Here is a 23,914-nt window from a genome sequence, read left to right on the forward strand (position 1 = left end):
GAGAGAATCATGGCATATTCAAAATCATGGGAGTCAAATGAAAAATTGAACAAAACGGAACAATGGAAACTGGAGAAAGACGGGTTGTCTATCTTTGAAGATATTCCTTACTATGCGGAAAACGGCTTCTCTTCAATTCCGAAAGAAGAGTGGGATAAGTTTAAATGGGCAGGTTTGTATCTGCAAAGACCAAAGGAAGACGGCTATTTCATGATGAGAGTGAACGTCCCGTCGGGCATCCTGACACATGAACAGGCTCTGGAGCTCGCTGCCATTTGTAAAGAGTATGGAAGAGATGTCTATGACATCACTACCCGCCAGGCGATCCAATTTCACTGGTTGAAGATTGAACAGATTCCCGACATCTTTGAACGTCTGGAAAAGGTCGGATTGTCTTCTGCGGGTGCATGTGGTGATATCACACGTAATATCGTCGGGAACCCCCTTGCAGGGATCGATCCTGATGAACTTTTCGATACAAGGGGTATTGTGAAAGAAGTGTATGATTTCTTCCAGCACAATGAAGATTTTTCAAATTTACCGCGAAAATACAAAGTAGCCATCTCCGCAAACATCAATAATGCGTCGAATGCCGAGATTAATTGTGTTTCCTTTGTTCCTGCGAAAAAGCTGATTGACGGTAAAGAAGAAGTCGGCTTCCATCTGAAGATCGGTGGAGGATTGTCCGCGAGACCATTCCTCGCCCAAGAGTTGGATGTTTTCATCCTTCCTCACCAAGTGAAGGAAGTCGCAATAGCCGTTACCACGATTTTTCGCGACTTCGGTTATCGAGAGAAAAGACATTTGGCACGGTTGAAGTTCCTGATGGCCGACTGGGGACCTGAGAAATTCAAAGAAACCTTATTACAGTATGTTGAGCTATTACCGGCGGGAGTGGATGCCGTGGAAGGTTGGAATGCAGGATATTTCTACGGAGTGCACCCACAGAAACAGGCAGGACTCAATTATGTGGGGCTGAATGTACCGGTTGGACGCTTAAATTCCGATGAAGTATATGAGCTTGCGAGAATCTCCAAGAAATATGGGAATGGCGAACTTAGAAACTGTAATTCTCAGAATCTCATCATTCCCAACATACCAGATGAACATGTCGATGCTTTGCTTTCTGAGAAAATCTTTGATCGTATTTCAACAATTCCTCTATCCTTCATCGGGTATTCCGTATCCTGCACAGGAATCGAGTATTGTAATCTGGCTTTAGTGGAGACGAAGGAACGAATGAGACAAATTGCCAATCAATTGGACCAGGAACTTTCATTGGATGTCCCTGTCCGGATTCACATGGTCGGGTGCCCGAACTCATGCGGTCAAAGACAAATCGCTGATATCGGGCTTCAAGGAATTAAAATGAGAACAAAAGATAAGAAGATGATCGAAGCATTTGAAATATACGTTGGCGGAACTCTTCAAGACGGTGGAAAACTGAACGAAAAGCTAAAAGGGAAAGTGGAAGCCGGTAATCTGACAGGTGTGGTAAAGCAATTGCTGCTTCATTTTAAACAGTCAAAAGAACCGGGGGAAGCCTTCTTTGACTATATCAACCGGGTCGGTACCGCTCCCCTTCAAGAATCGTTAGATCAATTACTTCAGGAAGCGTAAGGGGGCATACCGGATGAACTTGTATCGATTTGAAGTGACTACTCACGACTTCGTCACGATTGTCGTAGTGGCGGCAGAATCAGATGAGAAAGCCTTTGATTTAGTAGAAATTGAATTAGAGAAGTATTTTTTGAAAAAGCCTGATGTGGTAGACATCTCTCTTTACGAGAAACGTAGAATCCGTGGAAATGGTGCAGGGTTTGTTCTGCATGAACAGGAAACAATCATCAAATCTTAAGGAGGAAAATTGGATGGGGAAGGTTTACTTGGTGGGAGCGGGTCCAGGGGATCCTGAATTAATCACATTAAAAGCATTGAAATCAATACAAAAAGCAGATGTCATCTTATATGACCGTCTGGTAAATAAAGAGCTTCTCTCCTATGCGAAAAAAGGAGCCGATTTGATTTACTGCGGGAAACTGCCAAACTATCATACGATGAAACAAGATACGATCAATCATTTTCTCGTGCGTTACGCTGCCGGTGGCAAGGTAGTGGTGAGATTAAAAGGGGGAGATCCCTTCGTATTTGGAAGGGGGGGAGAAGAAGCAGAAGCTCTCGCAAAAAAAGGAATTCCCTTTGAAATCGTCCCTGGTATCACTTCGGGCATAGCAGCGGCTGCCTACGCAGGGATTCCCGTTACACACCGGGATGCCAGTTCAAGCGTAGCCTTCGTTACCGGGCATAAACAAAATAATCAGCAAGAAGATGAAAAGTGGGAAAGTCTGGCCAAAGGAATCGATACACTAGCTATTTACATGGGGGTCGGCAATCTTCCTTACATTAAAGAAAAACTCATTCAAAACGGGAAGTGCAAGGATACGCCCGTGGCACTGGTCCATTGGGGAACAACGGAAGTGCAAAGAACCGTAACAGGCACGCTGGATACGATTATCGATATTGTAAAAGAAGAAAAAATTGAAAATCCGAGCATGATCATCGTCGGAGAAGTGGTCCGTTTCCGGGAGAAGATTCAATGGTTTGAAGAAGCATTTGATAAGAAATCGATCATGAGTGAGGCACTGTAAATGACACGAGCGGTCTTATATGTTTGTCATGGAAGTCGTATTGCAAAAGCCCGTGAAGAAGCCATTGCTTTCATTGAAAGATGCCAGAAGCATGTAAAGGCGGATATTCAGGAAATAAGTTTTCTTGAGCTTGCATCACCTTCCATTGAAGAAGGTTTTGAAATATGTGTGAAAAGAGGGGCTTCACACGTATCCGTCGTACCGCTTCTCCTTTTGACAGCGGTTCATGCAAAAAAAAGATATTCCAGATGAAATTCGAAAATGTCAAGACTCATATCCCTGGATTACGGTAACGTATGGTAAGACTATTGGGGTTCACGATAAGATGGCTGAAAGTGTCATAAAGAAAATACATGATGCTGCCACAATTGACTCTTCTACCATTGCCGTATTGATCGGGAGAGGGAGTTCAGATCCAGATGTTACAAAGGATTTAGGAGCCCTGGCTGAACTTGTGCAAGTCAAGACTGAGTTAGCAGATGTGAGGACCTGTTATTTAACCGTAGCCTCACCAAGCTTTTCAGACACCTTGGAATCTGTGAGGAAAACAGAGAGAAATGTCATTTTCATTCCCTACTTGCTGTTTACCGGGTTACTCATGAAAGGAATTGAAAGGGAGATCAGCCGAACCGAAAATGAGCATATCATCCTGGGGAATTATTTAGGGTATGATCCCCTTGTGGAAGAAGCATTCCTGGACCGGGTGAATGAAACCCTCTTCGTTAAAGGAGAATCACATGCTGCCAATCATGATTGATGTGAAAGGAAAACAAGTAACGATTGTAGGCGGAGGGAAAGTTGCGTTTCGTAAACTCACTGTATTCTTAGAACAGGGGGCAAGGATTACAGTCATTAGTCCCGATGCTGATGATGGAATTCAAGCATTACATGAAGAGGGTAGAATTTTATGGGTCAAAAGAAAAGTGGAACCAGATGATTTACGAGATGCTTTCATCGTCATCGCTGCCACGAATGAAAGATGGGTGAATGAACAAGTGAAAATTCACTCTGAGGAAAACCAACTTTTATGCGTGGTGGATGATGGTGATTGCGGAAATATGCAAATGGTATCCTTTAAACAAAAAGGAAATTTAACGATTGCCGTTTCAACAGGCGGAGCAAGTCCATTCTTAGCTAAAAAGCTTACCAATCAATTCTTCCAATCATTTGATGATTCCTATATAGAAAGGCTTGCTTTCATTGCCTCTAAGAGAAAAGAAATCAAGGCATCAGACTTGACTGATGGTGAGAAAAGGAAGCTGTTACAGGAACTTTCTGAACGGGTGTAAAGTGGATGAAACTTTATGCCCGTTCACTCGTTTTACGAACATTTTTATAAATTACGTACATATTGTTAAGAAATGAACCTTTACAAACTGTCAAGTTCCCGTTATACTATCCAATATCAAATCAATATTCGTTTTCACTCATATAATAGCGGGGATATGGCTCGCGAGTTTCTACCGGATTACCGTAAATGATTCGACTATGAGTGAGCAATGGATTGTCCGACATCACGGACGCTCTTTGCCTAACCCAAAGGTCATTGTCTCACTCTAGCCGGAGCACAATAGCCTTTGGGTTTTTTTGTAGACTTCCAGGTTTTAATACAATAAAGGAGCGTTTTGATTATGAATTTATTAAAAAACAAAATTGAAGATGAAGGTGTCGTCCTTTCAGATACTGTATTAAAGGTAGATTCATTCCTGAATCATCAAGTGGACCCTGAATTGATGATGGAGATCGGGAAGGAATTTGCACGCCGTTTTAAAGATCTGGGAATTACGAAGGTGTTAACCATTGAGTCGTCCGGAATTGCTCCTGGCGTGATGGCTGCTCTTCAATTGAATGTTCCACTTGTATTTGCACGAAAGCGTAAATCATTAACCCTTTCAGAAGGGGTTCTTACATCAACGGTTTACTCCTATACGAAGCAGGAAGAAAACACAATCTCGATTTCCAGTAAATACATAGAAGAAAATGACCGTGTCTTATTGGTTGACGATTTCTTAGCAAATGGACAGGCGGCCTTGGGGTTGATCGATTTAGTTAAGCAAGCAGGCGCACATGTTGCCGGCATCGGGATTGTCATAGAAAAGTCCTTCCAAGACGGCGGAAAGCTCGTTCGTGAAACTGGATACAGAGTTGAATCATTAGCGGAAATCCAATCCCTTGAAAATGGGAAAGTGATATTCAAGCAAGAGGAGGCGCGGGTATAATGAAAAATCAGCCTATTAAACTGGCGTCACTCGGGATTCAACATATTCTCGCTATGTATGCGGGAGCGGTCATCGTTCCACTGATCGTAGGAGGAGCATTAGGATTAACGGGAGAACAACTTACTTATCTGGTATCCATCGATATCTTCATGTGCGGTATCGCCACCTTATTGCAAGTATGGAAAAACCGTTTCTTTGGGATAGGACTTCCGGTCGTTCTTGGGTGTACGTTTACGGCAGTAGGGCCCATGATCGCGATTGGTGGGCAGTATGGTATTTCAGCGATCTACGGTTCGATTCTGGTTTCAGGTTTATTCGTTATTGTCATCAGTAAGTATTTTGGAAAGCTGGTTCGCTTCTTCCCTCCTGTAGTGACTGGCTCTGTAGTAACGATTATAGGAATTACCTTGATACCAGTAGCTATGAACAATATGGCAGGGGGACAAGGGAGTGCTGATTTCGGTTCATTGGAAAATTTGTCTCTAGCCTTTGGAACGTTGTTCTTTATTTTAATCCTTTATAAATTCTTTACCGGTTTTGTCCGGTCTGTTTCCATTTTACTGGGGTTGATGGCAGGAACAGCCGTTGCATTTGTTTTAGGTAAAGTAGATTTTAGTGCGGTTGGGGATGCATCCTGGTTTCATATGGCAAAACCTTTCTACTTCGGAATGCCGACGTTTGAAATAACGGCAATCCTTACCATGATACTGGTTGCAATGGTGAGTTTAGTGGAATCTACAGGGGTTTATTTTGCTCTGGCTGATATTACCGATAAGAAGGTTTCAGAAGAGGATTTATCGAAAGGATATCGTGCCGAAGGATTAGCCATCGTTCTTGGTGGATTGTTCAACGCATTCCCCTACACCGCATATTCCCAAAATGTAGGCTTGGTCCAGCTTTCAGGAGTGAAGCGAAACAGTGTGATTTATGCAACAGGAACATTTCTCGTGGTCCTTGGGTTGGTACCAAAGATTGGTGCTTTAACGACGGTGATCCCTGCATCAGTATTAGGCGGGGCGATGGTGGCCATGTTCGGGATGGTCGTAGCATATGGGATTAAAATGCTTAGCCATGTGAATTTTGCATCCCAGGAAAACCTATTGATTATCGCATGTTCAGTCGGGATGGGACTCGGAGTAACCGCTGTTCCGGAATTATTCGCGCAAATGCCATCAAGCATCCGGATCTTGACGGATAACGGAATTGTTGCTGGAAGTATAACAGCCATTGGACTGAATATGTTTTTTAACGTGTTTTCTAAACGCAAGCTAAATGTTGTGTTAAATGAGCAGAAAGCTTCTTAATCATTTTGGTAGAAAGAACGTCACCTTTTCACTATTGGAAGGTGACGTTTTTCTTTGTGAGTTTATTTCTGAATTATCAGATATTAAAGAAGAGTATATGTACAACTGTCTCGAACTTTATTGATTAGGGAATGCTGCAGTGACTAGGATATACCTTTATTAAAAGGAGGAGAAATATGTATTCAACGACAGGATCCATATTTGATCAAACGGTAGGAAAATTTCGCAACAAGGAGGCGATTGTAGAAGAGAAAACAGGCACACGGTTAACGTTTGCACAGTGGCAGGATGAAGTTCATCGTGCAGCCAATGCGTTGCTCAAGGCAGGTGTAAAAAAGGGAGACCGGGTTTCGACGTATCTATTTAATACGCTGGAGTTAGCAACTGTGTACTTTGCGTGCGGGAAGATCGGTGCTGTGATCAACCCGATTAATTTTCGTTTAAAGGCTCAGGAAATACACTACATTTTAGAGGATGCAGAACCAAAGGTCGTCATATTTGAAGAAGATCTCACACTGCCGATTGAGCGGATTTCACAGGACTTTCCACAGACCCTTTTTTGGTATGTTGGTGAAGGTGCCCCTGCCTTTGCCCAAAGCTATAAAGATGTTGTGAATCCATGTTCGAGTGAATTAATGTACATCTCTGTGGAAGAAACGGACGCATATGCGATTATGTATACGAGCGGTACTACAGGGAGACCAAAGGGAGTGCTGCACAGACATAGGGATATGGCTGAGCAAAGCTTGATATGTACGTCTGTCATGGGTCTGACACCAAATGATATAGGACTTGTTACAGCCCCTATGTTTCATTGTGCCGAGCTTCATTGCTGTTTCCTTCCACGCGTTCAAGCGGGAGCGAAGAATATTATCGTCCATCAGTTTCAACCGCAAAAGGTATTAGAAGTGATTGAACGGGAAAAGGTCAGCTCGTTTTTCGCTGCGCCGACAATGTGGAACATGCTTCTGCAACACGGGGTGGGTGATTACGACACTTCTTCTTTGCGGATCGGTCTCTATGGGGCAGCCCCAATGGCTCCGGTACTTGTGAGGGCTCTCCATGAGAGAATGAATATTGACTTGATACAAGCCTATGGTCAGACCGAGATGGGTCCAGCGGTTACCTTCCTTCTCCAGGATGAGCAGCTAACCAAGACAGGCTCGGCAGGAAGGGCGGCCTATAACCATGAAATTCGGGTAGTCAAACCAAATGAAAACGGACCTTCCGAACCGGATGATCTTTGCCAGCCTGGTGAAGTCGGGGAAATCATTGTTCGCGGTTCCTGTACCATGCTTGAATATTTTAATCGCAAGGAAGCGACGGAAAGAGCATTGTATAAAGGCTGGTATCATTCAAGTGATCTGGGATATATGGATGAGGATGGGTATCTGTACGTTGCGGATCGGGTGGATGATATGGTCATATCGGGAGGAGAAAATGTGTATCCCCGTGAGGTAGAGGATGCACTGCACGCACATGAAGATATTGTAGATGTTGCCGTCCTCGGTCAGCCCCATGAAAAATGGGGAGAGCAGGTGATTGCCGTTGTTGTGTCCAAAAGCCCTTCATTGACTTCTGAAGATCTAGATTCCTTTCTGAAAAGTGGGGAAGTTCTGGCCGATTATAAGCGGCCGCGTGAATATATATTTGTAGATGAACTTCCCCGGAATGCAAGTGGTAAGATTCAAAAGTTCCTGTTGAGGGAAAGGTTACCGTCTAAAGAAAAACTGGTATAAATTGATGCAAGAAAGGTAGATTTGGATTGTGAAAATCCAAATCTACCTTTCTTTTTTTAATGAAGTGACAGCGGAAAAATCTGAATAATAAAATTTCTCATTGAATTTGAAGTATATAATGCAATATACTATTAAAAAAGAAGGATTTCCTTCATTGAGCAGAAAGGAGTAGTCATGGTTAAAAAGTCAATTGTACGAATCATTAAAGAGAACTATTCTTCCTTATCGGCCGGTCAAAAAAAGGTGGCTGAGTTGATTCTTCAACATCAAGGTGAGGCAGCGTTACTGACGGCTTTTCAGATGGGGAGGAAAGTTGGTGTAAGTGAAACAACTGTGATCAGGTTAGGCTATGCGTTAGGCTTTAAAGGATATTCTGAAATGCAGGAAGTGGTGCGGAGGGATTGGTTGGAGAAGAAGCATGCTGATGAAAATGAATCATTTCCTCCATCCTCAATAGAAGATGATGCGGAGAGTGTATTCAATAGGGTCATCGAGAAAGAAAGGTCCGTACTGGAACAGCTGATGAATCAATTAGACTTGAAAGAAATATGGAACATCATTGATCGCTTAATACAATCAGAGCGAATTTATATCGGTGGGTTTGGAAGTTCCTATGCTGCGGCTTATTGGATGCATTATACGTTAAAACAATACAGGGCAAATGTATTCATCTCCAGTCCAACAGGATTTGTTCCTGAAGATATATGTGATTTGGATCAGAATTCTACTGTCGTTACGTTTTCGTTTCCCCGGTTCCGCACAGAGTCCATTGAGCTTGCGGAGCAGGCAAAGAAACAGGGTTCCTACGTCATTGCAATCACGAACAGACAACTATCACCTCTCGGGCAGCTTTCTGACCTTACACTCACAACCGAAGAAGGGATGAATTCAGGACATCATTCGATTGCATCCGTCGTTAGTTTAGTTGAAATCATCTTAACCGGTCTGCAACATCGAGATCAAGACAATATAAGCGTTCGTCAAAGAAAGCTGGAGCAATTATATACAAATCAGGGGTTATTTATTGAATAGAACCGAGGGGTGGAGAATATATGAACGGGGTATCACAAACGAATGAAAAGATAGAAGCGAAATCATTTACTACCAGTGACATATGGAAATTCCTGATTCCATCATTAATTGGAATCCTATTATTTATTGTACCAATTACAACAGAAGATGGCATAACGATTCCCGTCGCTTATTTAGCCGGACAAATTAATCTGTATTTAGATGAAGCGATCCCTGGTATGACTGTACTGATTATGGCACTCTCTGTCATAGGGTCACTCGTAGCGTTAACGATCAAACCAGCTTTTATTACAAAAAGTCGTTATTTGAGCACTCTTTTGATCATTAGTCCGTTTTGGCTCGCTGCACGTGTCCTTGGAACAGTGTTTGCTGTGATGACGATTTATCAATTAGGACCCGGGATGGTTTTCTCAGAAAATACGGGTGGGCTCTTGATCTATGATCTGATTCCTATTTTATTTTCCACTTTTCTTCTGGCTGGTTTACTGCTTCCGCTCCTTCTTAATTTTGGGTTATTAGAGTTCTTTGGTGCCTTATTGCTGAAAGTCATGAGACCTGTTTTTACATTGCCAGGACGCTCTTCACTCGACTGCCTGGCATCATGGGTGGGAGACGGCACAATAGGCGTTCTTCTGACGACCAAGCAATATGAGGAAGGGTATTATACAAAGCGTGAAGCGGCTGTCATTGCCACTACATTTTCGGTTGTTTCCATTACGTTTACTATTGTAGTCATTTCTTACTTGAACTTAGAGCAATATTTCCTTCACTATTACGCAACGATTATCTTTGCCGGGCTTGTAGCGGCACTGATCATGCCACGTATACCTCCGTTGTCGAGAAAACCGGATACTGGTTATGAAAGAACCGAGTTAAAGAATGAAACAGGTATTCCATCCGATTTCTCCGTTGTTAAATGGGGATTTCATCAAGCAGTAACGAAAGCTAAAAAGAATAATGGTCCGGTTTCTGTCGTGAAAGAAGGCGTTCAGAACGTATTGGATATGTGGCTTGGGGTCTTACCAATCGTTATGGCGATAGGGACAGCAGCCTTGGTGATAGCAGAGTATACACCTTTATTCACTTATCTCGGGAAACCTTTTGAACCAATTCTCTCCATCATGCAGGTTCCTGAAGCAAGTGAAGCGGCCCAGACAATGGTCGTCGGCTTTGCTGATATGTTCCTTCCGGCTGTCATCGGTAGTGGAATTGAAAGTGAACTTACCCGATTCGTAATTGCATGTGTATCTGTTACGCAATTAATCTATATGTCTGAAATGGGTGGATTGCTTCTTGGTTCGAAGCTTCCTGTCAGTATCGTAGATTTGGTTTTGATCTTTTTAATCCGGACATGCATCACTTTGCCTATTGTGGTAGTGATTGCACACATGATTTTTTGATAGGAGGAAGAAACACAATGAACTTTGTAGATGAACATCATGATGAGATTCTAAAAACATATGAGGAGCTCCATCAACTGGCTGAACCGAGCTGGATGGAAGAAAAAACATCCACCTATCTGAAAACAAAACTTTCAGAATCAGGCTTTATTATTAGAACGTTCGAAGGTCATTACGGATTCATTGCTGAATTAGAGGGTGAGCAGTCAAATGTCATTGCTCTTCGTGCCGACATGGATGCATTGCTTCAAGAAGTGGATGGAGTGGTTAAACCGAATCATTCTTGTGGCCATGATGCCCATAGCACGATGGTATTGTATACAGCTCTTGCTCTATCGAAGAAACCACTGAAGCATACTGTTCGCTTCATCTTTCAACCTGCTGAAGAAAAGGCAGCGGGGGCATTGAAAATGATGGAAGAAAATGTACTCAATGATGTAAAGTTTCTTGGTGGAATTCATCTTCGACCTGAAATGGAAGTCCCTTATGGAATGGCTGCTCCCGTCATCGTTCATAGCTCTACTGCGACGTTGAAGGGAACCATTAAAGGAATTCCTGCACATGCAGCAAGGCCTGAACAAGGGAACAATCCACTGGAGGCAGCCTCTTTATTGATTCAAACGATCAAGCAAATCAGATTGAATGTCAACGATCATTATTCCATTAAGATCACTGAGCTGCACGGAGGCGAATCATCCAACTCGATTCCTGAACATGCGCATTTCACCTTCGATTTAAGAGCTGAATCGAATGACACCATGACAGCATTATTGGAACAGGCGGAACAGGCGATTTCAGGTATACAACAAGAGTCGGATACCACCATCACCTATCAAGTGGAAGAATTTCTGCCATCGGCTGTAAAGGATCAACGGGCAATAGAGCTTGCCCGTGACGCCATTCGTCTGGTCCTTGGAGAGGAGAATGTGACATCAGACTGTATCTCTCCTGGCGCAGAAGACTTTCATTTTTATTCCATCAGGAATCCTGAGTTATGTTCTACTATGATTGGGCTGGGATGTGGCCTTTCACCAGGATTGCATCATCCTTCCATGCGATTTAATCAAGAATCTCTGGTTTATGGAACAAAGATATTGATACAGATGTTAGTAGTAGCTGATCGGCAAGACTGGGAATGAGGAGGTAAAGATCGTGAAACATGAAGTGCAAGCATCATTGAAGATCCGGACACTGCACTCTGTAGAGGATCTAGAAGATGTCAGAAGATTAGAGTCACTTGTGTGGAGTTTTGAAGATTCTGTACCGGTTAATCAGAGTGTAGCCGTGGTGAAGAACGGCGGGTTCATTCTTGGAGCCTATTATCAGGATAAGCTCATTGGCTTTCAATATAGTTTTCCTGGTTTTGATGGAAAAAAAGTGTATCTTGTATCCCATAGTTTAGGGATCCATTCCGACTTCAGGAAATTCGGGATTGGAGAAATGCTGAAAAGAGCACAAAAAAATACGGCTGCTGAGATGGGGTATGATGTCATTACCTGGACGTATGATCCGTTGGAAACTGTGAACGGTAACCTGAACTTACATAAACTTGGAGCTGTTGTGCGTACGTATATCCCCAATATATATGGAGAAATGTCCGATCAATTGAATGCAGGAATAGCGACGGACCGGTTTCTTGTAGAGTGGCGGTTACGTCAATCGAAGAGTAATAACGTGGGAGGAAATGACCTACATTTTGCTTCTGCTATTGACTTAAAAGAATGTGAGCTTGGTTGGCTTGTAGATAAGGTGAATTTATCCCTCACCCATACTCACATTTCCGTTTCGGTTCCGGGCCATTTCCAGGAGATTAAAAGGGCTGACCTTTCACTTTCTATGGATTGGCGAAAAAATACAAGAGACGTCTTTTCTCACTATCTAAATCATGGCTGGATCGTGACAGACCTCGTTAAAGATAAAGAACACCACGGACAATACCTATACCTCATGGAGAAAGGTGATCATCATAATGGAAATCAAACGAATCATTCTTAGACAGATCAAGATGGATTTACTGAATCCTTTTACGACGAGTGTAGGGACAGAAACGGATAAAACGATTATTCTCGTTGAAGTGAAATCAGCATCAGGTTTATCAGGATGGGGGGAGTCGGTCGCGATCACCCAGCCGATCTATAACGAAGAAACGGTGGCAACCAACTGGCATATGATGTGTGACCACTTGATTCCTCTTCTTCAGGGGGAAGCGGTCCAACATCCTGATGAGGTGTCCGGAAGATTTAAGAAAATCAGAGGCAATTATAATGCGAAAGCGGCCATCGAAGGTGCTGTTTGGGACCTATATGCAAAGGAAAACAACCTCCCGTTAGCAAAAGCACTAGGGGGGACGAAAGATAAAATAGAAGTGGGAGTAAGTGTAGGCATTCAGCAATCCGAGACCCGTATGCTCAAACAAATTGAAGACTATTTGAAAGAAGGTTATAAAAGGATCAAGGTGAAAATTCAACCAGGATGGGATGTCGGGATCATCAGGTCGATTCGACGGGAATTTCCGAAGATTCCACTCATGGCCGATGCAAACTGCGCTTATTCACTGAATGACATTGAAATCCTCAAAGCTCTGGATGAATTCGATCTGATGATGATTGAACAGCCGTTGGATCATGATGATATCATTGATCACGCTAAGCTGCAGTCTCAACTTAAAACGCCTATCTGTTTAGATGAGAGTATTCACAGCTTTGAGGATGCAAGAAAAGCCATTGAACTCGGAAGCTGTAAAATCATTAATTTGAAAATAGGACGTGTAGGAGGACTTACTGAATCAAGGAAAATCCATGATCTATGCATAGAGCACGATATACCTATGTGGTGCGGGGGGATGCTTGAAGCAGGAATAGGAAGGTCTCACAACATTGCCATCACGTCATTAGGGAATTTCACCCTGCCTGGCGATACGGCACCATCTTCTCATTATTGGAAGCGGGATATCATTCAACCTGAGGTGGAAATGGAGAATGGATATATAGTTGTACCTGAAGCGCCCGGTATTGGATACAAACCGGACTTGGACCAGATCGAAGCGTTGACTATGTATAGTAAAGTTTTTCATTTTTAATGAGATCAGTCGAATTTCAAAACAGATATCATTAAGCGAACACTTGTTCTTTAATGTATTATTAGGCAAGTTGGTGAGGAAATGGCCGTAAAATCGAGAAAAACAAAGATATTAAAAAGCGTTAACTTGAAAATATATCACAAACTACACGAAAAAATTGAGCATGGGGAGCCCCATGCTCATAGAGAGTGAGTAATTAACTAACCCCTTTATCAGATAAAACGATCAGTGGAATAGGGGTTTTCACTTAGAAATTGCGGTTGCATTTAGGACAATTACATTTATGGTGATGATTATTCTTATGGCATCCACAATGGTGTTCATGCATTTTACATCCGCAATCGCGATGGTGATCTTTTTTATGACATTTACAGTCGTGTTTGTCCATTATTTTAAAACATTTCACTTCTTGTTCTTCGAATTCTCTTCTTCTTGGCTTATCGCAAACATCATAGTCATCATCGCATGAACAGTGGATGAACATCAAGTTGTCCCAAAAACGGCAACGATGAAAATCATCTCTTCTGCTTCTTTCACACTGATTAAAAAATGGGAACCACATACTAAATCCCCCTAACTTATATAAAATTGTCAAGGTAGACCTCGACTTACTCTATACTATGCAACTTTGTCCACTGTGCTTGGGCAGGAGTCATAATTTCTATGTGTTTTAATCAGATTATGTGAGAGGAGATGCTCATTTGTTTGAAGATTAGATGAAAAAACTGAAATCAATATAGACGGGAATATATCGAGGAGGGGAGAGGGGGCATCACCAAACTCAAGTGTTCGGAAAAGGACATCACTGCAGATCCTTTTTATATGGCCGGAATCAGAATGATTTATTTTATAATGCACAACATCAACGAAAATGAGAAAAAATTAGCTGTAAATGTAATAGTATGTCTCTTATTTTGTGTAACGGTTGGCATAACTGGAAGCGACGAAGGCATCGGGTTTAATTTTCGGCTCCACACCCATTGCTTCCATCCTTGCGACCATTTCCTTAACAAACTTGCTTGTTTTATTCTGTTTTCCAGCTCCAATATCAATATGTCCTTCCATTGAAAATGTAGCTCCTTCATAAAGAAATGGAAGGATTATATCAATCAACTGATTTTTTCTTTCCTCAGTAAATAACGAAACTATTTCCTCGGATAAAGACAATTCGTAGGAAATCCGCTCATGCAATTGCAGCATTCTCCTGGGGATTAACACTTTTCTAATGCATGCCCACACACCATTTCCTTCATTTAATATCACAATTCCTGTTATGAAGGTGGTATGTGATTGATGAACTTGAGAATCAGTCCCCACCATTAATCGATAGTTACCATTTGGCTCCACTCGCATGAACTTTACAATATGTTCAAAGACCTTGTCAAATGACATACCATTTTCCTGTAGATTTTGAAATGAGAAGTAATTATCATTACAGTTTTTCATCTTGTCAAATCACAGCTTTCTTAACCAATTTGTGAATGGAGAGATAAGATCTTATCAATATTCTATGATAAGAATTTATTATCGTGTGAGGAAAAAAATGCAGGCGGATCTGTTTTGGCCAAAGCCTTTGTCCTTTACAACAACACCCACATGAAACAAGAAGGGTTTGAGCAAGGCAAGAAGGGTTTGAGCAAGGAAGTCTCGAATTAAATAAGTGGTAGATATTTTTGATCTTTCTATAAAAGAATACGATTGCTGAATTAGAGGTCATCTTTCAGTAATTCAAGAAAAGGTTTTAAAATAGAAAAAAGGGGGAGGCTTTATGCCAAAAGGATTGCTTCATCATATTGAAATATATGTATCGGATTTAAAAAGTTCAATTGATTTTTGGAGTTGGCTTCTTGAGGAACTAGGCTATAGTCTTTTCCAAGAATGGGAAAGTGGTCAAAGTTGGAGATTAGGAGATACATATATTGTTTTTGTACAAACAGAAGAACGGTTTCTGGACGTTCCATATCATAGATGTCGAGTAGGTTTAAATCATTTAGCATTTCATGCAGAGTCACGAGAACACATTGATGATATGACTATGAAATTAAAAAATAAGGGAATAAACATTCTATATACAGACCAGCATCCATTTGCAGGTGGAGATGATTATTATGCTGTTTACTTTGAAGACCCTGACAGAATTAAAGTCGAACTTGTGGCCCCATAATAATTCAAGCTTATAAGGAAAAGTGAGTTGCACAGAGTTATATCGAAAACGGGAGGTAGAGGATAACGTTATCTTTCGTTTGCTTAAGATTTGTTTATAGTTTACATAATATCTATTATCGGTACCCAAATAAAATAATATATTTCCGTCTCGTATCAAAAGTATACTGTTAATAATGAGACAAAAGAAAAAAATAAGACCGATTTAATCTGTTCTTTAATTATCATTCATTTGATTCTAATGTTATCTATTCGTTATGTTTTCTGATGAACTTAGTCTGATCAGCGATTTCATTATTTATATTAAGAATTACTTGATCTCTGTAAGATTATTTTCAATTTGATTGCTAATATAACTATTTTCAATTTTTATCTTGATTTGTCTGATAATTCATTTTTGGTATTAAGATATCAATTTGCTAACTAACATTCCAATCCAGCTGTTTGTTAATCCATTTTTTGAATTAGTTTACATAATATAAACGTTGATTGTCTATTTCATTGCTATCGACTTTCTATCATATTAAGCAATCTTTTGGTTGTTACGACCTGAACTAATAACGATTATTACTAAATAAATCTAACTACCTCCCTCCTCTTCATGTACAACCCAAAGAAAAAGCATAAAGAGTTCACATTTCTGAACCTCTTTATGCTTGAGTGCTTGAGCACTATTTCAATAAATATTGTCTTGGTGTCCCGAAATAAAGCGTTTGCTGAAATTCCGTGAATACGGATTCAAAGCAGATGATGATGGGTGCATCCAGAAGCCATGGATAATACGTGTAAAACCCTTTATCCCCGTTCACCATTGCTGCCAGCGCCAATGGGAGCTCCTTTTTGAAAATCATAAACCGTACTTTGGAAAGCTGTTGATCAAATTCCCCCCCACTCACATACACGGTTCCTCGAAGGGTGTATTGACCAAGGTCTCTTCTCCATTCTCCTAACACTTCGTCTCTCATGGATGGATTGATCTTCTCCAGATCAAAGTGACAACCGACGCTCAAAAATAGTTCACCCGTAGTATCAGAATGAGTCAATGTGTATTTTCGGTTATCAATGGGATTGAAGATTGAAGCTGGTGGCAAATACGTAACAGCTAGCTTTTCAGGCTTGAATTCACTCATGTTTAAGCCTCCTTTACAAAAATGGGCTTACAACAGAGTATGATAAAAGCCTAGAAATGGTTCAGCTATTTATTTGCTTTCCATTTTATCTTCATCAGGTTCCATTGATCATTTTCATAATACCAATAAGATGTGGCCGTTCCGATACCATCCGCCTTATAGGCACCGCTTATTTGCTGATAACCTTTTAAACCCTTACCAGGTTTGCCGATGATTTTCGTCGGCTCAAAAAATGCATAAGGTAGAACCATTAATTCCATAGGTTCATTTAAGGTTCCGTCCGTGTAAATCCCCAATCGATCGTAATCTTCTTTGCGGTCACGTAAATCGACAGTGTAGGATTGATTTGTATCTACAAAGGTAATAGAAGCTTTGTAATCATCTTCAAATTGAGCCTGAATCGTTAATGGCTCAGGTAACCCGATATCGACCAATTTATTATCAGCTAATGTATGGAGCGCTACATTATAGAGTCCACCGCTTCCCCCTGTAGCTGAAGAATAAAGCATGTCCTTTACTCCATCATGATTTAGATCCACGAATTGGATTTTCGGCTCATAGCCACCCTCGTAATCAATTCGAATCTCACTGCCTTCAGACGTTTTAATATCCGCCCAGATTTGTTTCAGGAACAGGGCATCAGGAGAAAACGGTATCGCCTTAAGTGTAATCGTATCCTTTTTACCATCTCCGGTTACATCTTTTTTATAAACATTAACGGTCATTTCATTCACAGGCTGTTTCTCAAGAGGTTCACTGGAAAAGTTCCCAGCTATGGCATGGAGGGACATAACAAAGAAAGCACCGAAAGCAAATAGTAATTCTTTTCTCATGATTCTCTCTCCTCGATAGAAAATGATTCCCTTTTATTTTCACCAAAGAAGGAAAATCTATGTAATCAAATCCTTACTTTTCGCATCTTTCTTAGCAAAAAAACTCAAAAAGGACCAACCACGAATAAGGTTGGTCCTTTCATGCTATTTTTGTTCTGTTGTCGTTTCAGGTTTTGCTTCCCAGCTCTCAATTCCTTTTAAGCCTTTAATAGAGTTGGAGTAGAAAACAGGATCTTTCCCTTGTTTCTTCTGTTCACGGTAATCCTTTAGTGCGGATATGGCGATCTTAGCTAATAGCGTAATAGCGATTAAGTTGATGATCGCCATTAGACCCATGAATAAATCTGCCAGGCTCCACACAATATCAAGTTTGACAACCGCTCCGAAAATCACCATGCCAAGAACGGCCATTCGGTAGATGAATAGAGTGACAGGGCTGTATTTAATAAACTCGATATTTGTTTCTCCGTAGTAATAGTTTCCGATAATCGAACTGAATGCAAATAAGAAGATAGCGACAGCGACAAATGTATCTGCCCATTCCCCTACATGGAAACTTAATGCTGCTTGCGTCAGCTGAATGCCATCGATTCCTGTTGTGTATTGGTCAGACAGGATGATCATGAAGGCTGTTGCTGTACAAATTAGTAATGTATCAGTGAAAACACCTAGAGTTTGAATAAGTCCTTGTTTAACAGGGTGAGTGACACCAGCAGATGCTGCTGCGTTCGGTGCACTACCCATTCCGGCTTCATTTGAGAATAAACCACGTTTGATTCCCATCATGATGGCTGCACCGACCCCACCACTTGCTACTTCCCGGATACCAAATGCATTTTCAAAAATGATCACAAACATATTTGGCAGCATGGTAATGTTGGTGATCAGAATAAAGAAAGCTAGAATCAGATAAAGAACAGCCATGATCGGTACCACAATTTGAGTTACACTGGCGATTCGTTTTACTCCACCGAAAATGACAAGAGCCGTTAATACGGCGAGGATGATGCCGACAGTCATACGATCAAATGCATACGCTTCTTCCATTGCAAGTGAAATCGTATTGGATTGTACTGAGTTAAATACAAGGCCGAAACAGAATGTGATGATAACTGCAAATAGGATCCCCATCCAGCGGGCATTCAATCCCTTTTCCATATAGTAAGCGGGACCACCACGGTAGCCGTCTTTTCCGTCTTTCACTTTGTAAATTTGAGCAAGTGTACTCTCCACGAAGCTGGTCGCTCCTCCCAAAAGGGCGATCAGCCACATCCAGAATACTGCTCCTGGTCCACCGCCGGCAATCGCTGTCGCTACCCCAGCCAGGTTACCAGTACCGACACGGGATGCGGTACTGATTGTGAAAGCCTGGAAGGAAGAGATGCCTCGTTTTCCTTCTGCTGAAATCGTGGTCTTATCTGTTAATAACCTTCCCATTTCTCCTAAGTAACGAAACTGTGCAAATTGTGTTCGGAATGAGAAATATAATCCCAATCCGATCAGCGCCACAATAAGGATGTATGACCACATATAATCATTCAAGGTACCTACTAAACTTGTGAATAACTCCATAATTGTTCCCCCTAGATGTTGTATTTATGACAAATAATGTTTAAACCTATGTATGTTTACCCATTCAGACACTTTCTTAATCTATCAAAAAAAAATTGCCTATTCAACTGATAAATTCATCTTTTTGAAATAATATTAATTGTTGTACAATTTTTTACGGGTATTGTACAACAATGCCGAATGATTATACAATTATTATTCATTAATGATTCTATACGGATATAAAAAACGACCAGAAGCAGTTCTGGTCGTTTTATTGCATGCTATTCTTTTGTTTCAAGCAGTGATTCTGTCCACGTTTCACAAACTGATCCGCTATCCCCTTCATCAATCACAAATGATCCATTTGAATATCGGTCATTCGGTCTAAGGTCTGTAAGGAGCACCTCTTCTGCTTTTCCTTTTTTTGTGATCAGTCCTACTTTATCTGTGTCTTTTACTACTTCTATACTAACCACGCGATGTGGATTTGATTTCAATTCCCTCAGCATGATGACTCCACGCTTGGCACGGGATGTTTTTTCGAATTCTGCTAATTTCATTTTCTTCACTGCCCCACGCTGTGTAGCTAAGAAAATATAATCCTTCATTGGATCTTTTATGATTTTCCCCGATACGACATAATCGTCATCCTTAAGGTTAATCCCTTTCACTCCAGCCGCACGCGGTCCGACGATGTTCACATCTTCTTCCGAGAACCAAAGTCCATAGCTTAAGTGTGTGGCAATGAATACATCGTGCGATCCATCGGTCAAATGTACATCGATCAGCTCATCGTCTCCTTTTAAATTGATTCCTACTAGAGGACGGGAGTATCGTTGTGCTTTGTACTGAGGAAGCTCAGATCTCTTGATCATTCCATTCTTCGTTACAAACAATAAATAATGGGCCGGATCAAATTCTTTGATCGGTATTGCTTTTAGAACCTGTTCATCTCGATCAATCGGTACGATGTTCCCCACGTGCTGACCAAGATCTTTCCAGCGAATATCCGGGAGCTCATGTACAGGGCAATAGATGTAATTTCCTTTGTTCGTGAATACTAAAAGGACATCCGTCGTATTCATCTCATATTGACCAAGCAACCTGTCTGTTTCTTTCATGGCTAGATCCTGCCCGTTTGAAGCAGAATAGGAACGGAGACTTGTCCGTTTCATATACCCATCACGGGTAACGGTAACCATGACATCCTCACTTGCAATGAGTACTTCAAGGTTGATTTTAATTTCCTCAATCTCATCTTCAATTTTAGTGCGACGAGCATCGGAGAACTGCTTTTTAATGCCCTTCAATTCTTTTTTGATTACACTGTAAAGCTTACTTTCACTTTCCAGGATAGCCGTTAATTCAGCAATCGTATTCGATAATTCTTCCGCTTCTGCCTGTAGAGCTGTTATGTCTGTATTCGTTAAGCGGTATAGCTGTAGGCTGACGATTGCTTCTGACTGTGCTTCTGTAAATTGAAATTGCTGGATTAAATTATCCTTCGCATCTCGTTTATCTTTCGAGGCACGAATCGTTGAAATCACTTGATCTAAGATTGACAGAGCCTTCATTAAGCCTTCGACAATATGCTGGCGATCCTTCGCTTTGTTTAGATCATGCTTGGTACGATTTGTCACCACTTCTTTTTGATGTTGAATATAAGCATCCAATAGTTCACGAAGTCCCATCAGTTTAGGACGACGGTTATGTATCGCAACCATATTAAAGTTATAGGCGATTTGAAGATCACTGTTCTTATAGAGATAGTTTAAGACGCCTGTGGCATCTGCATCTTTCTTTAACTCAATAACGATGCGCATTCCATCGCGGTCTGTTTCGTCACGAACTTCTGAAATTCCTTCCACTTTGCGATCCACGCGGAATTCATCCATTTTCTTAACGAGGTTCGCTTTGTTTACCTCATAGGGAATTTCCGTTATGACGATCTGTTGTTTGCTTCCACGGATATTTTCTATGTCAGCCTTACCACGAACAACCACTTTTCCTTTTCCGGTTTCATAGGCTTTTTTAATACCGTCTACCCCTTGAATGATGCCACCTGTTGGAAAATCAGGTCCTTTTAAGACCGTCATTAAATCATCCACCGTACTTTGTGGCTTTTCCATACGCATGATTGTCGCATCAATGACTTCATCAAGGTGATGAGGTGGAATGTCAGTTGCATATCCTGCTGAGATACCGGTAGATCCGTTGACTAAAAGGTTCGGAAAACGTGACGGCAAAACAGTGGGTTCACTGGATGTATCATCAAAGTTCGGTACAAAGTCCACGGTTTTCTTATCTATATCACGCAAGAGCTCCATGGAGATCGCAGAAAGCCGTGCCTCTGTATAACGCATGGCAGCAGGCGGATCTCCGTCAATGCTTCCGTTATTTCCATGCATTTCGACTAAATATTTTCGCACTTTCCACGTTTGACTCATACGCACCATGGCATCATACACCGATGTGTCACCATGTGGGTGATAGTTACCGATAACGTTACCGACGGTTTTCGCTGATTTACGGAATCCTTTTTCCTGGGTGTTTCCATCCACATACATGGCGTAAAGAATACGTCTTTGTACAGGTTTCAATCCGTCGCGTGCATCTGGTAATGCACGTTCCTGGATGATGTATTTACTATAACGTCCAAATCGGTCGCCAAGTACCTCCTCCAGAGGCAAGTCTTGATATCTTTCTACAGTTGTCATGTATTACCCCTCCTCTGCGACCGTTATGTTTTCATTTTCAAGAATACTACCATCTTCTTCCAAACCGAACGCTACATTGCTTTCTATCCATTTACGGCGCGGCTCTACTTTATCACCCATGAGAGTGGTGACGCGACGCTCGGCTCTGGCCGCATCATCAATGCGGACACGTATCAGTGCACGTGTTTCAGGATCCATTGTCGTTTCCCACAGCTGATCGGCGTTCATTTCTCCAAGACCTTTGTAGCGCTGGATCATATAGCCTTTACCGACTTTAGAAATGGCTCCTTGAAGCTCTTCATCCGTCCAAGCATACTCAAGTTTCTGTTTCTTCCCTGCTCCTTTACTCACTTTGTAGAGAGGAGGAAGGGCAATATAAACTTTCCCTGCTTCTAATAATGGTTTCATGTAGCGATAGAAGAAGGTTAATAGCAGAACCTGGATGTGGGCTCCATCCGTATCGGCATCGGTCATGATGACAATTTTGTCATAATTGATATCGTCGACATTGAATTCAGGGCCGACCCCGCCACCGATGGCATGGATGATCGTATTGATTTCTTCATTTTTGAAAATATCCTGAAGCTTGGCTTTTTCCGTATTGATGACTTTCCCCCGAAGTGGAAGAATGGCTTGGAATTTACGATCACGACCTTGCTTAGCCGAACCTCCTGCTGAATCACCCTCCACCAGGTAAAGCTCGTTACGCTGAGGGTTTCTCGATTGAGCCGGTGTTAATTTACCAGATAGAACGGTTTCAGAACGCTTTCGTTTCTTTCCGTTACGTGCATCTTCTCTTGCTTTACGTGCCGCTTCACGGGCTTGAGCGGCTTTAATGGATTTCTTGATAAGAAGGGAACTTGTATCTGGATTTTCTTCTAAGAAATAAAGAAGATGCTCAGAAACAACCGCATCCACAGCTGAACGCGCTTCACTCGTACCAAGCTTTCCTTTCGTCTGCCCCTCAAACTGTAGGAGATGCTCCGGTATACGCACAGAGACGATGCTGGCAAGTCCTTCACGAATGTCGGTCCCTTCAAGGTTTTTGTCCCGATCTTTTAAAATCCCGACTTTACGGGCGTACTCATTAAAGACACGGGTCATCGCTGTCTTTGCTCCGGCTTCGTGTGTACCTCCGTCTTTTGTACGAACATTGTTTACGAAAGACAGAATGTTTTCCGAGAACCCGTCGTTAAACTGAAAAGAGAATTCCACTTCAATCGTATGGTGTTCCCCTTCAAAGAAAGCAACGTTATGAAGTACATCTTTTTCTTCGTTAAGGTATTGAACAAAGGCCTGAATGCCGCTTTCAAAGTGAAAGACTTCCTTCTGATCATGACGCTCATCAATGATTTCGATTTTTAATCCTTTTAGCAGGAAGGCAGATTCCCTTAGACGCTCACATAGCGTTTCGTAATTATACGTCGTATTGCTGAAAATCTCCGGATCAGGTTTGAAATGGATACAAGTTCCTGATTTTTTCGTTTTCCCGATCTTCTCAAGCGTGGTTTCAGGTTTTCCACCTTTTGTAAAACGCTGCTCATATTTTGTTCCATCTCTTTCAATCGTCACAACAAGCCATTCAGAGAGGGCGTTTACGACTGAGGCACCTACACCATGCAATCCACCACTGGTCTTGTACCCGCCTTGTCCGAATTTCCCTCCGGCATGAAGCACAGTCAAAATAACTTCTGGAGTCGGCTTTCCTAGTTTATGCATACCAGTCGGCATCCCCCGGCCTTTATCTTGAACAGAGATGCTATTATCCTTATGTATCGTAACGATTATCTCATTTCCGAAGCCGGCTAATGCTTCATCCACCGAGTTATCGACAATTTCGTATACTAAATGATGCAAACCTCTTGAATCTGTAGAGCCTATATACATTCCAGGTCTCTTACGGACGGCTTCTAGACCTTCTAATACTTGAATGGCATCATCATTGTAATCCATGGTCTTATTCTGGTTGGCCACGAACATTCCCCTTTCAAAACTTCTCTAACCGTAAACTAGTACTTGTACGGTATTATTGGTTATGTATATGTTTACTATAACACAAGAACGTTTGTTCGTTTACCTGTTTTGATCATTCTTTA

General features: G+C 41.6%; 22 protein-coding genes, 1 pseudogene and 1 riboswitch. Of the genes and pseudogenes, 17 read left to right on the top strand and 6 right to left on the bottom strand.

Annotated elements, in window-relative coordinates; translation table 11 throughout:
* Window positions 1-9 precede the first annotated feature (9 nt).
* The 16 genes and pseudogenes from TV75_RS01990 to TV75_RS02055 all read left to right on the top strand — a co-directional run bounded on the left by TV75_RS01990 (window position 10) and on the right by TV75_RS02055 (window position 13,890).
* Window positions 10-1,620, top strand: a complete 1,611-nt coding sequence (locus TV75_RS01990) for a nitrite/sulfite reductase (protein ID WP_044336967.1) — start codon at window positions 10-12, stop codon at window positions 1,618-1,620.
* A 13-nt stretch (window positions 1,621-1,633) separates the two neighbouring features.
* On the top strand, window positions 1,634-1,858 hold the full coding sequence (locus tag TV75_RS01995) for a DUF3906 family protein (protein ID WP_044336968.1): 225 nt from the start codon (window positions 1,634-1,636) through the stop codon (window positions 1,856-1,858).
* A 13-nt stretch (window positions 1,859-1,871) separates the two neighbouring features.
* Window positions 1,872-2,648: a uroporphyrinogen-III C-methyltransferase gene (gene cobA / locus TV75_RS02000; protein ID WP_044336969.1), complete on the top strand. Its 777-nt coding sequence runs from the start codon at window positions 1,872-1,874 to the stop codon at window positions 2,646-2,648.
* Window positions 2,649-2,900, top strand: a complete 252-nt coding sequence (locus tag TV75_RS22220; RefSeq protein ID WP_052504390.1) for a CbiX/SirB N-terminal domain-containing protein — start codon at window positions 2,649-2,651, stop codon at window positions 2,898-2,900. It abuts the gene before it with no gap.
* Window positions 2,875-2,937 (top strand): annotated as a pseudogene (locus TV75_RS22225) (hypothetical protein); the annotation flags it as partial. The gene TV75_RS22220 and the pseudogene TV75_RS22225, both read left to right, overlap by 26 nt.
* Window positions 2,938-2,973: 36 nt before the next feature.
* The gene (locus tag TV75_RS22230; protein ID WP_052504391.1) at window positions 2,974-3,405 is read left to right on the top strand and encodes a CbiX/SirB N-terminal domain-containing protein; all 432 of its coding nucleotides are present in this window, start codon (window positions 2,974-2,976) and stop codon (window positions 3,403-3,405) included.
* On the top strand, window positions 3,386-3,937 hold the full coding sequence (locus tag TV75_RS02010; RefSeq protein ID WP_044336970.1) for a precorrin-2 dehydrogenase/sirohydrochlorin ferrochelatase family protein: 552 nt from the start codon (window positions 3,386-3,388) through the stop codon (window positions 3,935-3,937). The genes TV75_RS22230 and TV75_RS02010 overlap by 20 nt, the downstream gene beginning before the upstream one ends.
* Before the next feature lie 118 nt (window positions 3,938-4,055).
* A riboswitch (purine riboswitch) is annotated at window positions 4,056-4,157 on the top strand.
* Between the two features lie 122 nt (window positions 4,158-4,279).
* Window positions 4,280-4,867 carry a xanthine phosphoribosyltransferase gene (locus TV75_RS02015; RefSeq protein WP_044336971.1) on the top strand — a complete coding sequence of 196 codons (588 nt, stop codon included), beginning with the start codon at window positions 4,280-4,282 and terminating at the stop codon, window positions 4,865-4,867.
* Window positions 4,867-6,171 carry a nucleobase:cation symporter-2 family protein gene (locus tag TV75_RS02020; RefSeq protein WP_044336972.1) on the top strand — a complete coding sequence of 435 codons (1,305 nt, stop codon included), beginning with the start codon at window positions 4,867-4,869 and terminating at the stop codon, window positions 6,169-6,171. The genes TV75_RS02015 and TV75_RS02020 overlap by 1 nt, the downstream gene beginning before the upstream one ends.
* A gap of 176 nt (window positions 6,172-6,347) precedes the next feature.
* On the top strand, window positions 6,348-7,910 hold the full coding sequence (locus TV75_RS02025) for a fatty acid--CoA ligase (protein ID WP_044336973.1): 1,563 nt from the start codon (window positions 6,348-6,350) through the stop codon (window positions 7,908-7,910).
* A gap of 174 nt (window positions 7,911-8,084) precedes the next feature.
* Window positions 8,085-8,942 (top strand): MurR/RpiR family transcriptional regulator, encoded by an 858-nt coding sequence (locus TV75_RS02030; RefSeq protein WP_044336974.1) that lies wholly within the window; start codon window positions 8,085-8,087, stop codon window positions 8,940-8,942.
* A 20-nt stretch (window positions 8,943-8,962) separates the two neighbouring features.
* Window positions 8,963-10,342: a YjiH family protein gene (locus tag TV75_RS02035; protein ID WP_044336975.1), complete on the top strand. Its 1,380-nt coding sequence runs from the start codon at window positions 8,963-8,965 to the stop codon at window positions 10,340-10,342.
* Window positions 10,343-10,359: 17 nt separating this feature from the next.
* The gene (locus TV75_RS02040; protein ID WP_044336976.1) at window positions 10,360-11,481 is read left to right on the top strand and encodes an amidohydrolase; all 1,122 of its coding nucleotides are present in this window, start codon (window positions 10,360-10,362) and stop codon (window positions 11,479-11,481) included.
* Window positions 11,482-11,494: 13 nt separating this feature from the next.
* Complete coding sequence (locus TV75_RS02045) at window positions 11,495-12,337, top strand: GNAT family N-acetyltransferase (RefSeq protein WP_052504392.1); 843 nt, start codon at window positions 11,495-11,497, stop codon at window positions 12,335-12,337.
* Window positions 12,312-13,421 carry an o-succinylbenzoate synthase gene (gene menC, locus TV75_RS02050; protein ID WP_044336977.1) on the top strand — a complete coding sequence of 370 codons (1,110 nt, stop codon included), beginning with the start codon at window positions 12,312-12,314 and terminating at the stop codon, window positions 13,419-13,421. Before TV75_RS02045 ends, menC begins: the two co-directional genes overlap by 26 nt.
* A gap of 283 nt (window positions 13,422-13,704) precedes the next feature.
* Window positions 13,705-13,890 (top strand): hypothetical protein, encoded by a 186-nt coding sequence (locus TV75_RS02055; protein ID WP_044336978.1) that lies wholly within the window; start codon window positions 13,705-13,707, stop codon window positions 13,888-13,890.
* Between the two features lie 440 nt (window positions 13,891-14,330).
* Here TV75_RS02055 and TV75_RS02060 read toward each other — a convergent pair whose 3' ends face one another.
* Window positions 14,331-14,813, bottom strand: a complete 483-nt coding sequence (locus tag TV75_RS02060; RefSeq protein WP_253275456.1) for a ribonuclease H-like YkuK family protein — start codon at window positions 14,811-14,813, stop codon at window positions 14,331-14,333.
* A 376-nt stretch (window positions 14,814-15,189) separates the two neighbouring features.
* Here TV75_RS02060 and TV75_RS02065 point away from each other — a divergent pair, with 376 nt between their 5' ends.
* Window positions 15,190-15,585, top strand: coding sequence for a VOC family protein (locus TV75_RS02065; RefSeq protein WP_044336980.1), 396 nt, complete (start codon window positions 15,190-15,192; stop codon window positions 15,583-15,585).
* Window positions 15,586-16,255: 670 nt separating this feature from the next.
* Here TV75_RS02065 and TV75_RS02070 read toward each other — a convergent pair.
* The 5 genes from TV75_RS02070 to parE all read right to left on the bottom strand — a co-directional run bounded on the left by TV75_RS02070 (window position 16,256) and on the right by parE (window position 23,792).
* Window positions 16,256-16,714 (bottom strand): staygreen family protein, encoded by a 459-nt coding sequence (locus tag TV75_RS02070; RefSeq protein ID WP_044336981.1) that lies wholly within the window; start codon window positions 16,712-16,714, stop codon window positions 16,256-16,258.
* Between the two features lie 65 nt (window positions 16,715-16,779).
* Entirely contained in the window at window positions 16,780-17,547 is a 768-nt protein-coding gene (locus TV75_RS02075) for a hypothetical protein (protein WP_044336982.1), read from the bottom strand.
* Between the two features lie 144 nt (window positions 17,548-17,691).
* Window positions 17,692-19,119 (bottom strand): alanine/glycine:cation symporter family protein, encoded by a 1,428-nt coding sequence (locus TV75_RS02080; RefSeq protein ID WP_044336983.1) that lies wholly within the window; start codon window positions 19,117-19,119, stop codon window positions 17,692-17,694.
* A gap of 263 nt (window positions 19,120-19,382) precedes the next feature.
* Window positions 19,383-21,818, bottom strand: a complete 2,436-nt coding sequence (gene parC / locus TV75_RS02085) for a DNA topoisomerase IV subunit A (RefSeq protein ID WP_044336984.1) — start codon at window positions 21,816-21,818, stop codon at window positions 19,383-19,385.
* Between the two features lie 3 nt (window positions 21,819-21,821).
* Window positions 21,822-23,792 (bottom strand): DNA topoisomerase IV subunit B, encoded by a 1,971-nt coding sequence (gene parE / locus TV75_RS02090; protein ID WP_301280407.1) that lies wholly within the window; start codon window positions 23,790-23,792, stop codon window positions 21,822-21,824.
* Window positions 23,793-23,914: the final 122 nt, after the last annotated feature.

It is taken from the genome of Rossellomorea aquimaris (genome assembly GCF_000935355.1).
Lineage (GTDB): Bacteria > Bacillota > Bacilli > Bacillales > Bacillaceae_B > Rossellomorea > Rossellomorea aquimaris_B.

What these genes read in the sequence shown, in the direction of transcription:
- TV75_RS02040 (WP_044336976.1), top strand. Translation starts at nt 10,360, where the DNA reads ATGAACTTTGTAGATGAACATCATGATGAGATTCTAAAAACATATGAG.
- TV75_RS02025 (WP_044336973.1), top strand. Translation starts at nt 6,348, where the DNA reads ATGTATTCAACGACAGGATCCATATTTGATCAAACGGTAGGAAAATTT.
- TV75_RS02065 (WP_044336980.1), top strand. Translation starts at nt 15,190, where the DNA reads ATGCCAAAAGGATTGCTTCATCATATTGAAATATATGTATCGGATTTA.
- cobA (WP_044336969.1), top strand. Translation starts at nt 1,872, where the DNA reads ATGGGGAAGGTTTACTTGGTGGGAGCGGGTCCAGGGGATCCTGAATTA.
- TV75_RS02055 (WP_044336978.1), top strand. Translation starts at nt 13,705, where the DNA reads ATGGTGATGATTATTCTTATGGCATCCACAATGGTGTTCATGCATTTT.
- TV75_RS02035 (WP_044336975.1), top strand. Translation starts at nt 8,963, where the DNA reads ATGAACGGGGTATCACAAACGAATGAAAAGATAGAAGCGAAATCATTT.
- menC (WP_044336977.1), top strand. Translation starts at nt 12,312, where the DNA reads ATGGAAATCAAACGAATCATTCTTAGACAGATCAAGATGGATTTACTG.
- TV75_RS22230 (WP_052504391.1), top strand. Translation starts at nt 2,974, where the DNA reads ATGGCTGAAAGTGTCATAAAGAAAATACATGATGCTGCCACAATTGAC.
- TV75_RS22220 (WP_052504390.1), top strand. Translation starts at nt 2,649, where the DNA reads ATGACACGAGCGGTCTTATATGTTTGTCATGGAAGTCGTATTGCAAAA.
- TV75_RS02080 (WP_044336983.1), bottom strand. Translation starts at nt 19,119, where the DNA reads ATGGAGTTATTCACAAGTTTAGTAGGTACCTTGAATGATTATATGTGG.
- TV75_RS02020 (WP_044336972.1), top strand. Translation starts at nt 4,867, where the DNA reads ATGAAAAATCAGCCTATTAAACTGGCGTCACTCGGGATTCAACATATT.
- TV75_RS02075 (WP_044336982.1), bottom strand. Translation starts at nt 17,547, where the DNA reads ATGAGAAAAGAATTACTATTTGCTTTCGGTGCTTTCTTTGTTATGTCC.
- TV75_RS01995 (WP_044336968.1), top strand. Translation starts at nt 1,634, where the DNA reads ATGAACTTGTATCGATTTGAAGTGACTACTCACGACTTCGTCACGATT.
- TV75_RS02010 (WP_044336970.1), top strand. Translation starts at nt 3,386, where the DNA reads ATGCTGCCAATCATGATTGATGTGAAAGGAAAACAAGTAACGATTGTA.
- parC (WP_044336984.1), bottom strand. Translation starts at nt 21,818, where the DNA reads ATGACAACTGTAGAAAGATATCAAGACTTGCCTCTGGAGGAGGTACTT.
- TV75_RS02015 (WP_044336971.1), top strand. Translation starts at nt 4,280, where the DNA reads ATGAATTTATTAAAAAACAAAATTGAAGATGAAGGTGTCGTCCTTTCA.
- TV75_RS02060 (WP_253275456.1), bottom strand. Translation starts at nt 14,813, where the DNA reads ATGTCATTTGACAAGGTCTTTGAACATATTGTAAAGTTCATGCGAGTG.
- TV75_RS02030 (WP_044336974.1), top strand. Translation starts at nt 8,085, where the DNA reads ATGGTTAAAAAGTCAATTGTACGAATCATTAAAGAGAACTATTCTTCC.
- TV75_RS02070 (WP_044336981.1), bottom strand. Translation starts at nt 16,714, where the DNA reads ATGAGTGAATTCAAGCCTGAAAAGCTAGCTGTTACGTATTTGCCACCA.
- TV75_RS01990 (WP_044336967.1), top strand. Translation starts at nt 10, where the DNA reads ATGGCATATTCAAAATCATGGGAGTCAAATGAAAAATTGAACAAAACG.